Source organism: Collinsella sp. AF18-8LB, assembly GCF_003459795.1.
Taxonomy (GTDB): domain Bacteria; phylum Actinomycetota; class Coriobacteriia; order Coriobacteriales; family Coriobacteriaceae; genus Collinsella.
Genome location: NZ_QRWU01000001.1, coordinates 256,134 through 272,173 on the forward strand (window position 1 = coordinate 256,134; position 16,040 = coordinate 272,173).

Below are 16,040 nucleotides of genomic sequence, written 5' to 3' on the forward strand. Positions count from 1 at the left end.
CGGCCTTTATTCAAATAGCTGCGGATACTTTTCCTTGAGCGGTGCCTGATCCAGACGTAGCTCTTTCAGGTTACGCTTTGCCTTGGACTCCATCCTTATGGTGTCGATAAACGCGATGAGTGAGTCGACATACAGGTCGCCGCGCAGGTAGGCCTGGGCGGCGATTAAAATTCGCTGCTCGTCTTCGAGTGGTTTGCGATAGTACTCAAGATTCAGGTAAAGCGGGTCTGGCTCGCCGATGTAGAGGGGAAACGTCTCGTTGTAGGTAATCGAGCAGCCAGTGGCACACATGTTGCTGATATCCCCTGCATGGCGATAGTGCTCGAGGCGCTGCTGCGCATGATCAAGCCATTCGTCAGAACGGTCTGCCTGCCGAAGCTCTGCCTCGAGCTTTGTCCGGTCCCACGTGCGCAGATCGAACAGCGTGAACGGCTCGCGGGCACTGCCTTGCGGCGTCCAGACGATATCGCCGGTGTGGAACGGCGTGGGGATATCGACCCAGATGAACTCGAATGCGATTTCCCAATCGTTCTCAACGGGGCCGGCGGAAGGGCAATAGACGGAAAGGGCCTCGCCTTTACCGTTCACCATGAGCCAATCTTCCCGGTGATGTTCTTCGTCGGCATCGAGCGGACACCGGGTGATGCGTACGCGTGCCTCTGGACGGCTCGCCAGCTCATCATCACCGCGCAACGCCTCGGCACATTTCTCATAACAGCTGAATGGCGCGCCGAAGGCCCCACAAAGTTGCCCGTCGGGCACAATCTCCTCTTCATACTGATAAACGTAGCCCGTCCCACTCGCAAACGCATCGACGCACCGCTTGTTGTAATCGATTGTCCAGCACAAAAAAGCATGGAAATCGGGGATGGCCGGCCTTCCAAGACCGGCATGGGTTGCCTCCAGCGAGCAATTGGGCATGGTTCGGGCGATCTCCTGCCAAGCTTCGCATTTCTGATCGAGCGTGGCGGTCTTCGAAAACCAAACCAGATAGGCGGCCTCAATGGTGTCGGGTTGAAAATTGATGCGGCGGAGATGCTCCCGGATGTCCCGGGAGTCCACAAAATCCAAGATGTCCATGGTTAGCTCCTCTTTGTTTTGAATCGTGCCGGCGGGGCTATCGTGTCATCGAACAGCTCCGGATAGCGGGTCTTGAGCCCGCCGTCTTCCCCTTCAAACCGCTCGGCTTTTTTCTTGACCAGCGCCTGCAGCTCGTAAAGGCTCGATAGCGCAATAAGTGAGTCAAGACCCAGATAGCCGTCGAGATATGCCCGCACGCCGTACAGAATTCTCGCCTCCGGCTTGAGCGGGGTACGGCAGTATTCCATATCGAGAAGAAAACAACTCGGCTCTCCGATATAGACGGGGTACTCCAGGGGATATTCAATCTGACAGCCGTAGGCGTACATGTCGCTCGTATCGCCATTTTGCCGATGGTGTCTGAGCAGGTCGTCGGCATTTTTTGCGGCGCATTCCCTGTAGGTGGAAGGCGGAAGCTCATCCATGACCCGCTGCGTGGTCCATGTCTGCATATTGAGAAGCAGCATGGGGTCGCCAGGGTCGCCGTGACGACAAATGATGTCGCCGGCGTGGAATGGCGTCGGGATGTCAAACCACATCAACTCAAAAGCGAAAGTGGGGTCTTCGCCCTCGCGTTCCATGTCGATGCAGCTCAGCTGGCAGTCCATAATTTCGCCTTTTGCGTTGAGCATGAGCCTGTCGGCGGCATAGTAGTCTTCGTCCGGATCGATCGGGCGGCGCGTTATTTCTATCGAGGTAGGATTTTCCTCCTCAAGCTCATTCCAGATTGCCTCGAAACATTTTTCGTAGCTGGTGTAGGGGCCATAATTGCACCCGCTCTCATGGGGACTTCCCGTCTTGTCCTCAAAGAAATACATGTGCTTGCCAGGCTGTTTGAACCGGGCGATTTTCTTGCGCTCCCATCTGATGACGTCGCGAAGAAAGACATGGAAGTTGGGGATATTGAACGTGCCGTATCGCCTGTTCATCGCACAATTGGGCATGTTGTTGATAATCTTTTGCCAGCCCTTGATCTTCTGCCGTAGCGCCTTTTCGTTCGAACGGGCAACAATAAATGCCGCCTCGGACGTGGTGAACTCGTAGCCGATGTCTCTCAAATGCTCCTTGATGTCAGGCGAGTCGAGAAACTCGAGAATGTCCGAACGTATAGCGTTGGCACTGGGACCGGCCGATGTGCGGTATGGCTGCAGGCAGTCGTGTACGACCGATCCGTCCGACCATTGTTTGCCGTAGCTGGGGTCATCGTGCAGCTTTTTCGAGAGTTCGAGCATAAAGGAGCAATCATCGGGCAATTCGCCGGTATAACGTTCGGCGGTATAGAGGGCAGAGGGCGTGAAGTCGTCGAGGAAGCCGTCCGTGAAATCCCTCAAGCGGAGATTGCCTTCCTCAACGCCGTAGATTTTGCTCGGATAGGCACACCAAACCTGGCCTTTGAACGAACTATCGTAGTCGTCTTCGAGCACGATGACAAAACGGGGACCGTGATCGAAGGGCCGACCGTCGATCTTGATGATGTCGCCGGGGACCCAGGGAGTGTAAAAGACCTCGCCATTGGCGCAGAAGTGCTTGCTATTGTTCCACGGCAAGTGATCGATGCTTTGGTGCGGAGTCCGCTGATTCCGGCGATCGCTCAAAAAGACCAAATCGCCAGCCATGGTCGCGGCGAATATCAGCGAGGCTTGAGCGCACGGGCGGTCATGTAAGTCTTCGGCGGTATAGAGCTTAATCTGCCAGAATGATTCGGACCAATCTTCATCGGGGTCATCATCGACGTATTGCTTCATGAGGGTTTGCGCAGCTCCCCATGAGGCAACGGGGAAGGGGCCGTCAAAGGTGTCGTGCCCGCGCTCATCTTCACTGTAAAACATGCCGGAGACCAGCAAGATACTGCGGTCACGGTCAACGTTATAAAGCATATCGAGTGCAGTGTCGAGTTGTTCGAGGCCGGAGTCGATCGCCTCGGCGTAATCCGATGAGACCTCTTTGCGAAGCTGCTCGAGCATGGTCCGTTTTTCGTCGAGCGTCTTGAGGGAGCCGCCGATGATTTTACAGAGGGAGCCATCTGCCATTCCCATGTGTTTGAACATATGAGCACGCAGCTCATCGTCCTTGATGCAACTGCAAACGAGCTCCCTGCCGGCATCGGTGATTACGGTATCTGCTTGGTTGTTCATGGCAACCTCCAATTCGGTCGTTGCCGTTAGCATCCATCAGAGATTGCGCTTTGTGGTCCCATTAACGGGTCTGATATGAATCTCGCGTCAAACATACTTTTGGAAACGCACTGGTACATGGGTGTGCGCGTACTGAAAGGATTGCCATGCAGAATATGATGTTGGATCTTGTGGCGAACAGCGCCGGTATGGCGTTGACCCTTTAATCCTGGCAACCGGCGCAACCTTCCTCTAAGAAGGGATCGACCGTCGCATCGAACAGCTCCGGGTAGCGGTCCTTGAGCCAACTGTCTGCGTCCTCGAAGCCACGCACCTTTTTCTCCGCCAGTGCTTGTAGCTCGCATGCGCTGGCCATCGCGGCGAGTGAGTCAACCGCCAGGTCGCCTTTGACATATGCCCTGACGCCGTAAAGGATTCGCTCCTCTGACTTGAGCGGCTTGCGGTAATAATCGATGTCCAAAAGAAAGCCCTCAGGCTCCCCAATGTAGAAGGGGAAATGCAAGGCGGATGAGACTTGGCAGCCGTAGGCGTACATGTCGCTGGTGTCGCCGTCATATCGGTGCCAACGCAATAGCTTGTCGGCCTTTTGCACGAGGCGCTCTTTGTAGACGGAGGAGGCCAGCTCTTTGTCGACTCGTTCGGATCCCCAAGTTTGCAGGTCAAATAGCACCATCGGCTCGTCGGGACGTTGGAGGTTGCAGACGATGTCTCCGGCATGGAAGGGCGTTGGGATATCAAACCACATGTCCTCGAAATCGCTGGCGGTGCCCGCCTCGTCCCACTCGCTTTTGTTGCGATAATCGCAAGACATTACTTCGCCGTTCGCATTGAGTAAGACCATGTCGTCGGCATAGTGATCTTCGTCTGGGTCGATGGGACGACGAGTGATCCTGATGGCTTTGGGATCGTCACCGTCGAGCCCTTTCCAGGTTGCATCGAAGCACTTTTGATAACTGCTGTACGGGCCGTAAAGACAACCGCCCTGCCCGCGCCGGTCCCATGAGTAGTCATCAAAGAAATACAGACTCTGGCCGTCTGTCCTTTTAAAGTGCGCGAGCTTTCTTTGCTCCTGCCTGATGACATTGCGCAGAAAGGCATGGAAGTCCGGGATGTTGATCGTGTCGTTTCTGCGGCTCATGGCGCAATTGGGCATATTGTCGATGATCTTTTGCCAGCCTTCGAGCTTTTGCTGTAGCGTTGCTTTATGCGAGCAATTGACGATAAAAGCCGCTACGGGCGTGGTGAGCTCGTAGTTGATTCGTTGAAGATGCTCCTTAATGCTGCGCGAGTCCAAAAACTCAAAGATGTCCGGACGAATATCCAACTCACATTGGCTGGCGGGCTTGCGATACGGCTGAAGGCAGTCATGTCCGACGGAACCCTCGGACCATTGTTTGCCGTAGTCGGGATCATCGTGCAACTTTTGCGAGAGCTCGAGCATAAAGGCGCAGTCGTCCGGCAAGTCGCCGGTATAGAGCTCGCCGGTGTAGAGGGCAGAGGGGATGAAGGGGTCCAAGAGACTGTCGCTGAAGGTGCCGGATGAAGGCGAACCCTCCTTAACGCCGTGATCTCTGCTGGGGCCCGCACACCAGATCTGTCCCCGGAGCGTGTGCTCGTAGTCGTTTTCGAGCACAATGGCAAAGCGAGGCCCGTGGTCGAAGGGACGGCCGTCGATTTTGAGGATGTCGCCCGGTACCCACGGCGTGTAGATAGGCTCGTTGTTCGCGCAGAACCGCCTGCTATCGTTTCGCCAGGCGCTTTCGACATACGATTTGCGAGTGCGGTTATTGCGCTGATCGCGGAGAAATATAAGCTCGCCATCCCTGGTTGCCGCGAACGACAGGGAGGGCTGCGCCGTTTGATGTTCGTGCAGGTCTTCTGAGGTGTATAGGTCGATCTTCCAGTACGATTCGGACCAGTCGTCTTCAGGATACTCTTCGATGTAGCGCTTCATGAGCGTTTGCGCGGCTTCCCAGGATGCGGTGGGGAAGGGACCGTCAAGGGCGTCGGCGCCGCGTTCCTCCTCGTTGTAGACCATGACGTGCAACAGGAGGATTCCGCGGCCGCGCTCGATGTTGTCGAGCATTTCAAGCGCGCTGTTAAGTTGGGCGAGATGCGAATCGATATCTTCGGTCAGCTCTGGCGAAACCTCCTTGCGGAGTTGCTCGAGCATGGTGCGCTTTTCGTCAAGCGTCTTAAGAGAGCCAGCGATGATTGGTGCCGGCCAGTATAAGTATTTGCGCATGTGGTCTCGCAGCTCTTGGCTTCTGATGCAGCTGAGGACAAGGTCCTTGCCAGTAACGCTGATGCTATCGTTTGCGTGGTTGTTCATGTCGGCCTCCTTATCGATTGTTACCGGCATGATGCAACGCGTGGGGCCATTGTTAGTCCTATTAACGGGATCAAGTCGCAACTCGCTACGACATTGAGATAGTCAATTTGCCGCGTTGCGGGCGAGCAAGGCCGGTTTTTGGCAACACCGTTTGCGCCACCAGCAAAAATCGAGTTATTCGGCCTTTCCGAGGGTGCTTACTGACGAGAAGGGCCTTCTTCGAACCGCCTGCGTCCTTTACGGTGTTCGATTCTGTGAAAAGTGAGCGAATAAACGCCCAAATAAAAACAAAGCGGCTCGAGTATTCCGTATGACATTCACGGAGGATTGGCAGTGAGGCCGAATAACTCGAAAAATGTAGGTGGGGTTCTGCGACAAGGGTGAATGTGACAAAGGGACTGCCCCCTCGTCACATTCCAAATATTGCCTTTACGTGTTGATGCACACGGTGTGCAATAATACTCGCACTGTGCAATAGCGCACAGGATGAGTAACAAGGAGGACGCTTGTCCCAGCTCGAGAAATGTGATCGCCGGTCCCTTCGCTCGCAGCGTGCCCTTCGCCAGGCACTTGCTAGCGAGCTTGCCGAAAGCGGCGACCTTTCGCGCATTAATGTTGCGTCACTCACCGAGCGCGCTGGCCTTACGCGTCGCACGTTCTATTCGCACTACCGCGATATTCCCGACTTTATCAATCAAATCGAGGACGGTTTGCTGGCCGAGATTCGTGAGTGCATTGAGCTCATCACTGCAGCTCAGCTGCCCGATCTCTATCACAACATCGATGAGCTCGAGCCGGCGCCCGGTTCGGTTGAGCTGCTGCGTTATCTTGCGGCCAACCGCGACTTAATCGGTGCGCTGCTGGGTCCGGGCGGCGACCAGGCCTTCATTAAAAGGATTATCGACACCGCACGTGAGGCCGTGGCGCCGCGTGCGCAGACGGGCATTTTGGGCCTGGCGCTGGGCACGTTCTTTGACTACTACGTCACCTACGTCGTGAGTGCCGAGGTCGGCATGATTCAGCGCTGGTTTGAACGTGACCTTTCCGAATCGCCCGAGACCATGGCGCGCATCATGACGGTTATCGCCTTTGTGCGCCCCGGCGACCTGTATGGCCAACCCATCGATATCAACGTGCCGGAATACGGCATGAAGCTATTGAATCTGCAGCTCGAGGACGCGGCCGACACCGCCGCAACCGTCGAGTCCAACAACTAAGAGGAGAAACAGATGAGCAAACTCGTCGAGGGCATTAAAGACCGTGTGGTCGCTGCCGCACGCGAGGCCGCTCCCGCCGTGGTGGACGCTGCGCAGAAGGCCGCGACCGCCGCTGCCGAGAAGGTCGCCGAGGCAGTTGCCGATGCCAAGAACACGGCAGGGGAGACGTCCATCGCTAGTGAGCCCGCCATCGCCGCCGAGCCCGCAGCTGCCACCGCCGCCCAGGCCCCCGAAGGCGCGATCTTCAACCCCGAGGCCGCCCGCGGCAACCTGCACCTGGGCATCGATGTAGGCTCTACCACCGTCAAGCTCGCCGTGCTCAACGACGACAACCAGATCGTGTACGCCAAGTACCAGCGCCATCACACCGACGTCCGCGCCTGCGCCCGCGACCTGTTCGAGGGCGCTGCGACCGTGCTGCCGACGGCCCAGATGACCTGCGCCATTACCGGTTCGGGTGGTCTGCTGCTCTCCCAATGGCTCGACCTGGAGTTTGTCCAAGAGGTCATCGCCAGCAAGCGTGCCGTCGAGACCCTCATCCCCGCTACCGACGTCGCCATCGAGCTTGGCGGCGAGGACGCCAAGATCATCTACTTCGATAACGGCATCGAGCAGCGCATGAACGGCACCTGCGCCGGCGGTACGGGCGCCTTCATCGACCAGATGGCAACCCTGCTGCACACCGACGCGAGCGGCCTCAACGAGCTCGCGGCCAACGCCACCACCATCTATCCCATCGCCAGCCGCTGCGGCGTCTTTGCCAAGACCGACGTGCAGCCGCTGCTCAACGAAGGCGCCCGTCCCGAGGACGTCGCCGCTTCCATCTTCCAGGCCGTGGTGACGCAGACCATCTCCGGTCTGGCCTGCGGCCGTCCCATCCGCGGACACGTGGCGTTTTTGGGAGGCCCGCTGCAGTACCTCTCCGAGCTGCGGCGTCGCTTCTACATTACGCTCAACCTCGACGACGAGCACATCATCATGCCCGAGAACGCCCATCTGTTCGTGGCCTCCGGCGCGGCGATGGCGCACGAGTCGGACAAGCTCGCGACGTTCCCCGAGCTGATTGCCGCCATCGACAATCTGGGCGACACCCAAGGCGACGAGGTGGCGCGCCTCGACCCGCTCTTTGCCACTGAGGAGGACTTCCGAGCGTTCAAGGAGCGCCATGACCGCGAGGTCGTGCCGCGTGGTGAGCTCGAGGGCTATACGGGCCGCGTGTTCATCGGCCTCGACGCAGGTTCCACCACCATGAAAGCCGCGATGGTGGGCGAGGACGGCCAGCTGCTGCACACATGGTACGGCAACAACAACGGTGACATCTTGGGCACGGCAAAGACCATCATGGCCGACTTCTATGCGCATGTTCCCGCAGGTTGCAGTATCGGTCATGTGACCACGACGGGCTACGGCGAAGCTCTGCTCATCGAGGCGCTCAAGGCCGACTCGGGCGAGATCGAGACGGTGGCGCACCTGCGCGGCGCCCGTGCTTTCCTGCCGGGCGTGCAGTTCATTCTCGACATCGGCGGTCAGGACATGAAGTGCCTGCGCGTGCGCGACGGCGTGATCGAGCACATCATGCTCAATGAGGCATGTTCGAGCGGATGCGGCAGCTTCATCGAGAGCTTCGCCGTGTCCATGGACATGGACGTTCGCGCGTTCGCGGCCGAGGCTATCAAGGCCCAAAGTCCCGTCGACCTGGGCAGCCGCTGCACGGTCTTTATGAACTCCCGCGTGAAGCAGGCGCAGAAGGAAGGCGCCACGGTGGGCGATATCGCGGCCGGCCTGTCCTATTCCGTCATCAAGAACGCCTTGTTCAAGGTCATTAAGCTGCGCGATCCCAAGGAGATCGGTACCCAGGTGATCGTCCAGGGCGGCACCTTTATGTCCGACGCCACGCTGCGTGCATTTGAGCAGCTCACCGGTGTTCACGCCGTGCGTCCCGACATTGCCGGCTGCATGGGCGCCTATGGTGCGGCCCTGCTCGCCCGCGATCGCGCCGGCGCCGACGGCACCTCTACCATCCTTTCGGCCGAGGACATCGCGCACCTCACTGTGACGCAAAAGCACGTCCGCTGCGGCCGCTGCTCCAACAACTGCCAGCTCACCGTCAACGACTTTGGCGGCGGCAGGCGCTTCATTACCGGTAACCGCTGCGAGAAGGGTGCCGGCCACAAAAAGCAAAAGACCGAGGCCCCCAACCTCTTCAAAAAGAAAAACGAGCTGCTGTTTAACCGCGAGGTCCTGAGTCCCGACGAGGCCCCGCGCGGCACCGTCGGTATCCCGCGCGCGCTCAACATGTACGAGAACTACCCCTTCTGGCATGCGTTCTTTACGCGCCTGGGCTTTAGCGTGCAGCTGTCCGACCAGTCGAGCAAGAAGACCTACCAGGCGGGCATCGAGTCCATGCCGTCCGAGAGCGTGTGCTATCCGGCCAAGATGAGCCACGGCCATGTGATGAACCTCATCGACCGTGACGTCGACTTTATCTGGATGCCGTGCGTGCGCTGGGAGCGCAAAGAGGACCCGACGGCTGGTAACTGCTACAACTGCCCCATCGTCATGAGTTACCCCACGGCGCTGGCGCTCAACATCGACGAGATCCGCGAACAGAACATCGAGTTCCTGTATCCGTTTGTGCCCTATCACGATAAGACCGAGCTCAAGCGCCGCTTGTACCAGGTGCTCGCCGTCGACCGCGTGGCCGACGCCGAGGCCGGTCGCGGTCGCGTGCGCGGACCCAAGATCACCCGCTCCGAGATCGACGCCGCCGTCAATGCCGCCTATGAGGCCGATGCGCGTTTTCATGAGGACATCCAGACCATGGGCGAGGAGACCCTTAAGTGGGTCGAGGACCACGGCGGCCACGGCATTGTGCTCGCCGGCCGTCCCTACCACAACGACCCCGAGATCAACCACGCCCTGCCCGAGCTTATCTCGAGCTTTGGCTTTGCGGTCTTTACCGAGGATTCGCTCGCGCATCTGGTGAAGCCCGAGCGCCCGATCCGCGTTGTCGACCAGTGGATGTACCACTCGCGCCTCTACGCCGTGGCCCGTTTTGTGACGATGCGCAACGATCTGGACCTGATCCAGCTCAATTCCTTTGGCTGCGGCCTAGATGCCCTGACCACCGATCAGGTGCAGGAGATTCTGGAGGCCAGCGGCAAGATTTACACCGTGCTCAAGATCGACGAGGTGTCCAACCTGGGCGCCGCGCGCATCCGCATCCGCTCGCTCATGGCGGCGCTCAAGGACCAGGAGGCCGAGCGTCTGGCCGAGGCAACCGCTGCGGGTGAGGCCTACGAGCAGGGCGATGCCGCGCCGGTGGCGCCCTCCACGGATGCCCCTGCGTTCGCGAGCCGCAAGTACACGTTCGAAGCGCAGCGTGAGAGCGCCTCGACTGCATGGCCCAAGGTGCCCTTTACCGAGCAGATGCGCGACGAGGGCTACACCATTCTGTGCCCGCAGATGGCGCCAATCCACTTTGACCTGGTCAAAGAGGTGTTCCGCGGTGCCGGCTACAACCTGGAGCTGCTGCCCTCGACCGATCACGACGCCGTCGAGGCCGGCCTGCGCTACGTAAACAACGACATTTGCTACCCGTCCATTTTGGTGACCGGTCAGATTATGGAGGCCATCGAGAGCGGCCGATACGACCTGTCCAAGACCGCCGTAGTCATCAGCCAGACCGGCGGCGGCTGCCGTGCCACCAACTACATCGCGCTCATCCGCAAGGCCCTGCGCGAGAGTGGTCATCCCGAGATCCCGGTGATCTCGCTTTCGGCCGTGGCGCTCGGCGAGGACAACCCCGGCTTCAAGATTACGCCGGCGCTGCTTAAGCAGGCTGTGTACGCGGTGCTCTTTGGCGACGTGATGATGCAGATGCTCTACCGCTGCCGCCCGTACGAGGCCACGCCCGGTGCCGCCAACGCGCTCTACGAGGAGTACATGGCGCGCGCCCGCAAGCTCGCGCCCAAGTTCAACAGGCATAACTACACCAAGCTTGCTCGCGAGGCCATCCGCGCGTTCGACACCATGCCGCTTGTGGGCGAGGGCACTAAGCCGCGCGTAGGCGTGGTCGGCGAGATCCTGGTCAAGTTCCACCCCACGGCCAACAACCACGTGGTCGATGTCATCGAGCGCGAGGGTTGCGAGGCCGTGGTGCCGGGCCTGCTCGACTTCTTCCTGTACTCCATGAGCAACGCCGAGCTGCAGAAGGACGAGCTGGGTAGCTCTGCTACCACGCGCGCTGGTATGCAGGCGCTTATTAAGCTCGTGGACTGGATGCGCACGCCGGTGGAGGAGATGCTCGAAAAGTCCCGCCGCTTTGAGGCGCCCGAGCGCATCGGCACCATGGCGGACAAGGCCCGTACGGTTCTTTCGGTGTGCAACAACATGGGCGAGGGCTGGCTGCTCACGGCCGAGATGCTCGACCTGATCGATCACGGCGCACCCAATATCATCTGCACGCAGCCCTTCGCGTGCCTGCCCAATCACGTGGTGGGCAAGTCTGTGATTAAGGAGCTGCGCCGCCAGCATCCCGAGAGCAACATCGTCGCGGTGGACTACGACCCCGGCGCGTCCGAGGTCAACCAGCTCAACCGCATTAAGCTCATGATCAGCGTGGCCAAGGAAAACATGCGCGCCGGCAAGGGCTTTAAGCTCGAGAAGGTGGCGCCGCTCGCGATGGACGAGGTCACCGGCCAGATGCGTGCCCACGATGGCTGCGTGAGCTGCGGACCGGCCAGCGAGGAGGCCGTGGCGTCGGTCGCCGAGCGTCTGGGGCGTGGCATTAAGAAGTAACTGGCCTGCTATGGGCTAGATATGAGACAAACGGGTGGTAGCCGTACCGGCCACCACCCGTTTTTGCTGGACATATGTTGCGTAAATGGGCTTGTTAACGCCTTCAGCGGACTCGGATTTCGGAAGTGCGGGGAAAAACGCGAACCTCCCGAGCACACTCCTCTTTTGGGCTCTCGTTACCTGCGGTTTTGTTGCTAGAATAGTCGGTCTGGTCGACGAAACTCATTTTTTCACCGCACTTCCGAAAACGACGTCTCGGTGGCACAAAAAATCGCCCTCGGAGCCCTGAGTTAATGAACAGGTGTAGCCGTTCACCGCGTAAAAGCGTCCGTTTGTAGAACCAGCCCCCGGCTCGTAGCCTCCATACGGTTGAATAAAAACACATCTATGGAATTACGTAAGAGAGGACCGTTTCATGAGCTACAAGACCGTTTGCGTTGCCGGCGGCGGCGTGCTGGGAAGCCAGATTGCCTTTCAGGCTGCCTACTGCGGCTTTGATGTAACGATTTGGCTGCGCAGCGAGGGCAGCATCGGCCGCACCCAGCCCAAGATCGATCATGTGCGCGAGGAGTACATCGCTGCTATCGAGGGCATGGCGGACGGCACGGGTGAGTGGTGCGCCGGTATCGCCGATAGCGACCAGACCTTCGACAGGGAGGCGGCACTCGCCGCCGTTGAGCGCGCCTACTCCACACTCAAGCTGGAGCTCGATCTTGCCAAGGCAGTGGCCGACGCCGACCTGGTCATCGAGTCTATGGCCGAGGACACCCAGGCAAAGATCGACTTCTACAAGAAGCTCGCCCCGGTTCTCCCGCAAAAGACCGTCATCGTCACCAACTCCTCCACGCTGCTGCCGAGCACCTTTGCCAAGTACACCGGCCGCCCCGAGAAGTACCTATCGCTACACTTTGCCAACTCTATCTGGAAGAACAACATGACCGAGGTCATGGCCCAAAGCCAAACCGACAAGCGCTATTTCGATGAACTCGTCGACTTTGCCAACGACATCCGCATGCTGGCGCTTCCCGTCAACAAGGAAAAGAACGGCTATCTGCTCAATTCCATGCTGGTGCCATGGCTGCTTTCGGGCCTCGACCTGTATGTCTCGGGCGTGAGCGATCCCAAGAGCATCGACCTCGCATGGACGCGCGGCACCGGCGCTCCCAAGGGCCCGTTCCGCGTATTCGACACCGTGGGCATCCAGACGGCGTACAACATCGTTATGCAGTATCAGAAGGTCCCGGGCCTGGTGAGCCCGCTGCTCAAGAAGATGATGATGCCCTACAACTTTAAGGCTATGGCGTCCGTCCTCAAGAAGATGCTCGACGAAGGCAAGCTGGGCGAAAGCTCGGGCGAGGGCTTCTTCAAGTACTAAAAAATGATCCCTCGGCAACATTGGGAAACGTATCATTTGCAGCGTCATGCGCCGCATGGCCCGTGTGCTATTTCGGCGCATGACGCAAAAGAAACTGATGTGTGGGGATAGAGGGGAAACGGTAATGAATCGGCAAATCGTGCTTAAGCAGGATATCCTCGACGCGCTTTCCGCCGTCGGTATGTGCGCAGGGCAGACGGTTATGGTCCATTGCTCGCTCAGCGCGCTTGGATATGTGTGCGGCGGCGCGCAGCCGGTGATCGAGGCGCTGCTCCAGATGGTGGGCGAGGCCGGTACCATCATGATGCCGACGCAATCATGGAAAAACTTGGACCCCGAGAGTGGTGTCCATTGGCAAGAGCCGCAAGAATGGTGGCAGCTGATTCGCGATAACTGGCCTGTCTATGACAAGCGCATTACGCCCACCAACACGATGGGTGCCGTGGCTGAGATGTTCCGGACGTGGCCGGGCACGTTTCGCAGCGATCACCCAGCGCGTTCAGTGGCGGCAAACGGCCAGCATGCGCAATTCCTGACGGAGAACCACGACCTGAGCAACATCTTTGGCGATGGATCGCCCATCGCGCGTCTGTACGATTTGGACGGCTATGTTCTGCTGGTGGGCGTTGGCTATGACAAGAATACGTCACTGCATTTGGCAGACGCCCGTGCGCAGTACCCCGGCAAGCACGACTGCGTGGAACACAGCGCGATCATGGAAAACGGCCAGCGCGTGTGGAAGGAGTACCGCACACTTTTTGTCGACGGCGAGGACTTCGACGAGATCGGCGCTGCTTTTGAGCGTGAATGCCCGGTGCGTACGGCGCCTCTCGGTAACGGAATGATTCGCTTTATGCGTCAACGCGAGCTTGTCGATTTTGCCGTGGACTGGATTGAGCGGCATCGCGGCTGCCTTGAATAGTTCGGGGGCGGAAGCATTGGGGGTTTACGGTAGTATGCGACAAGATCTGAATAGGTCGAGCAAGAGCTGTGGCGCGCGTTGACGTTTGCCCAATAGTACGCAAAAATGCACCGTTCGCCGATACTCCTCTCGCGAGTGGTTGCCATATGGTTTGATGTTAGAAACACATAGTTGCCGGCGGGCCGCGGGTGACGTTTGCTTTGATATCGGAGGTACCAAGTATGTTTTGCACTCCGTTAAACAAGTATCGGGCTGGTTAACATGAGCCGCCGTGCTATCTCGATAGCCCTCGCAGTGGTTTGCCTTGCTGTGTTCCTAGGCGCTGCAGGGCAGTTTGCTATAAATCGAGAAACATCCTATATGCAGGAATGCGTTTCCGAAGGCTTTGCCATTGACGGTTACTATCGGGATGACAAAACAAGTCTGGAAACTCTGGCCTTTCATGAAGAGGATAACCATCGTTGGCAACTGGTCGACAAAGACGGCAGCTGCGTTGACGGGCAGTTTAAGCGTACGGACGACCCCAATATTTTGGTATTAACGAGGGAAAACGGCGAAAAAATCGGTACGGTCCACGTGGTGTATATTTCGCGCCGCCGCGATCAGGGTTGGCTCTACCTATTTAGAGATACCAAGGTGACCCGTTTTTATCTGGTGAGCACCAAACCGGCGTTTATGGTGGAGTCTGGCGATGTCGATGTGGACAGTTGATTCACGGCAATAAAACAGCGAGCGGGGCGCGGGTGTGAACTGCGCCCTACATCAGGTCACTTCACATCGAACTCTACGCGGTCGAGTTCGGGCACGTTAAGGTCGATGAGCTTGCGAGCGACGTGGCGGTCGCGTGCCCCGAGCGCCTCGCTTGTCGTCACATGGGCGACAATCTCGCGCTCGACGATGCCTTCCTCGTCACCTTCGGTAGCCGAGGTCTCGACGGCGACGGTGTAATCCTTAAAGCCTGGCAGCACCGCCGCAAGCTCGCGCGTGGTTTCGGTCACGCCGTAGCCGTCCTGCACGCCGGCCTGCGCCGAGCCAATGGAACCCGCCGTCATAACGATGCAGGGGATGGCAAAGACTACCGTGCCCACAATGATGCGGCTGCGCACCTTGCGTGACAGCTCGTTGACCTCGGCGTCTTCCTCAGCGGTCACAATACCGTCGCCGTTCAGGTCGCGCTTGAGCGGCACGCGCAAAAGAAGCAGCACGGCTTCGGCAGCCAGCGCGATAAAGACCACGTTGATGCCAAACTCGTAGAGGGCTGAGAGGAACAGCGACCCGCTCGCGATGGCAATGCCATAACCCGCCGCGCACAGGGGCGGCATGAGCGCGGTTGCCACGGCCACGCCGGCGATGAGCGTCGAGGGCTCCTGGTCGCGCGAGTTGCCCAGGCCGCCCGCAAAGCCGCCCGCGAGCGCGACGGCAAGGTCCCACACGGTGGGCGTCGAGTTGTCGACGATGGCGGCCGTGGCGGTGCCAAGGGGCGAGAGCTTAAAATACAGCGTGGACGTGACCAGGCAAAAGGCCATTTGTAGAGCCAAGCCCGCGACGGCTTCGACGGTAATCTCGCGGTCGAGCGTGGCGATGCCGTATGCCATGGCAAGGACCGAGCCCATGAGCGGGCAGATGAGCATGGCGCCCACGATGGCGATGCTCGAGTCGATATCGAGGCCGATGCTTGCGATGAGCATGGCGATGATGAGGATGCACAGGTGAGAGCCGGTCAGGCGTGCCCCGTTTACAAAGCGCTTGCGGATTACGTGGTAGGGCGCGCGTCCCTCGCGAATGTTGAATGCGCGCTTTAGGAAGCGGGCGGCGTTCTCCATGGCCTCGCTATGGGCGGGGCGGATGCCGTGGCGCCGGTGATGGCGTTCGCGTAGTCGCTTGATCTGTTGTTTATCGAGTTCCATGTCCACCTCGTTCTGGCACGGGCCGTACACCTTGCCCCTCGTCCTTACTCTACACCGTGGCGGGCGGGGTGTCTGTTGGATGCGGAATCCGATAGAGCGGATGACGCGAGAGCAAATGCAAATCACAGGCTCAATTCGATCCCGCAAGAATATGACGCACCAGCTCCTACATATGTGACGAAATTGTGAAGCACGAGAGCGCGAATTTCAAAAAATTCGCTGGTGACCAATGTTGCGCAACAGAATTCAAAAATCGACAGCTACCGTTTGAT

The 16,040-nt window shown here is 58.8% G+C and carries 9 protein-coding genes; 5 read left to right on the forward strand and 4 right to left on the reverse strand.

What is annotated here, in order from left to right:
* Positions 1–6: 6 nt before the first annotated feature.
* From DWX25_RS01155 to DWX25_RS01165, 3 genes are all read right to left on the reverse strand, one after another.
* Positions 7–1,080, reverse strand: a complete 1,074-nt coding sequence (locus DWX25_RS01155; protein ID WP_117807738.1) for a hypothetical protein — start codon at positions 1,078–1,080, stop codon at positions 7–9.
* A gap of 2 nt (positions 1,081–1,082) precedes the next feature.
* Positions 1,083–3,215 (reverse strand): hypothetical protein, encoded by a 2,133-nt coding sequence (locus DWX25_RS01160; RefSeq protein WP_117798492.1) that lies wholly within the window; start codon positions 3,213–3,215, stop codon positions 1,083–1,085.
* 202 nt (positions 3,216–3,417) lie between these two features.
* Positions 3,418–5,547, reverse strand: coding sequence for a hypothetical protein (locus tag DWX25_RS01165; RefSeq protein ID WP_117798494.1), 2,130 nt, complete (start codon positions 5,545–5,547; stop codon positions 3,418–3,420).
* 506 nt (positions 5,548–6,053) lie between these two features.
* On the opposite strand from DWX25_RS01165, the gene DWX25_RS01170 reads away from it, so the two are divergent.
* From DWX25_RS01170 to DWX25_RS01190, 5 genes are all read left to right on the forward strand, one after another.
* Complete coding sequence (locus DWX25_RS01170) at positions 6,054–6,764, forward strand: TetR-like C-terminal domain-containing protein (protein ID WP_117798496.1); 711 nt, start codon at positions 6,054–6,056, stop codon at positions 6,762–6,764.
* Between the two features lie 12 nt (positions 6,765–6,776).
* Positions 6,777–11,564: a 2-hydroxyacyl-CoA dehydratase gene (locus tag DWX25_RS01175; protein WP_117798498.1), complete on the forward strand. Its 4,788-nt coding sequence runs from the start codon at positions 6,777–6,779 to the stop codon at positions 11,562–11,564.
* Positions 11,565–11,979: 415 nt separating this feature from the next.
* Positions 11,980–12,939, forward strand: coding sequence for a 3-hydroxyacyl-CoA dehydrogenase (locus tag DWX25_RS01180; RefSeq protein WP_117734259.1), 960 nt, complete (start codon positions 11,980–11,982; stop codon positions 12,937–12,939).
* 124 nt (positions 12,940–13,063) lie between these two features.
* The gene (locus tag DWX25_RS01185) at positions 13,064–13,861 is read left to right on the forward strand and encodes an aminoglycoside N(3)-acetyltransferase (protein WP_117763482.1); all 798 of its coding nucleotides are present in this window, start codon (positions 13,064–13,066) and stop codon (positions 13,859–13,861) included.
* A gap of 261 nt (positions 13,862–14,122) precedes the next feature.
* Positions 14,123–14,572, forward strand: a complete 450-nt coding sequence (locus DWX25_RS01190; RefSeq protein WP_147335804.1) for a hypothetical protein — start codon at positions 14,123–14,125, stop codon at positions 14,570–14,572.
* A gap of 56 nt (positions 14,573–14,628) precedes the next feature.
* On the opposite strand, the gene DWX25_RS01195 is transcribed toward DWX25_RS01190, so the two are convergent.
* The gene (locus DWX25_RS01195) at positions 14,629–15,768 is read right to left on the reverse strand and encodes a DUF389 domain-containing protein (protein ID WP_117798802.1); all 1,140 of its coding nucleotides are present in this window, start codon (positions 15,766–15,768) and stop codon (positions 14,629–14,631) included.
* Positions 15,769–16,040 lie beyond the last annotated feature (272 nt).

Coding starts and splice junctions, on each gene's coding strand:
- DWX25_RS01195 (WP_117798802.1), bottom strand. CDS start 15,768: ATGGAACTCGATAAACAACAGATCAAGCGACTACGCGAACGCCATCAC.
- DWX25_RS01165 (WP_117798494.1), bottom strand. CDS start 5,547: ATGAACAACCACGCAAACGATAGCATCAGCGTTACTGGCAAGGACCTT.
- DWX25_RS01190 (WP_147335804.1), top strand. CDS start 14,123: ATGAGCCGCCGTGCTATCTCGATAGCCCTCGCAGTGGTTTGCCTTGCT.
- DWX25_RS01160 (WP_117798492.1), bottom strand. CDS start 3,215: ATGAACAACCAAGCAGATACCGTAATCACCGATGCCGGCAGGGAGCTC.
- DWX25_RS01175 (WP_117798498.1), top strand. CDS start 6,777: ATGAGCAAACTCGTCGAGGGCATTAAAGACCGTGTGGTCGCTGCCGCA.
- DWX25_RS01180 (WP_117734259.1), top strand. CDS start 11,980: ATGAGCTACAAGACCGTTTGCGTTGCCGGCGGCGGCGTGCTGGGAAGC.
- DWX25_RS01155 (WP_117807738.1), bottom strand. CDS start 1,080: ATGGACATCTTGGATTTTGTGGACTCCCGGGACATCCGGGAGCATCTC.
- DWX25_RS01185 (WP_117763482.1), top strand. CDS start 13,064: ATGAATCGGCAAATCGTGCTTAAGCAGGATATCCTCGACGCGCTTTCC.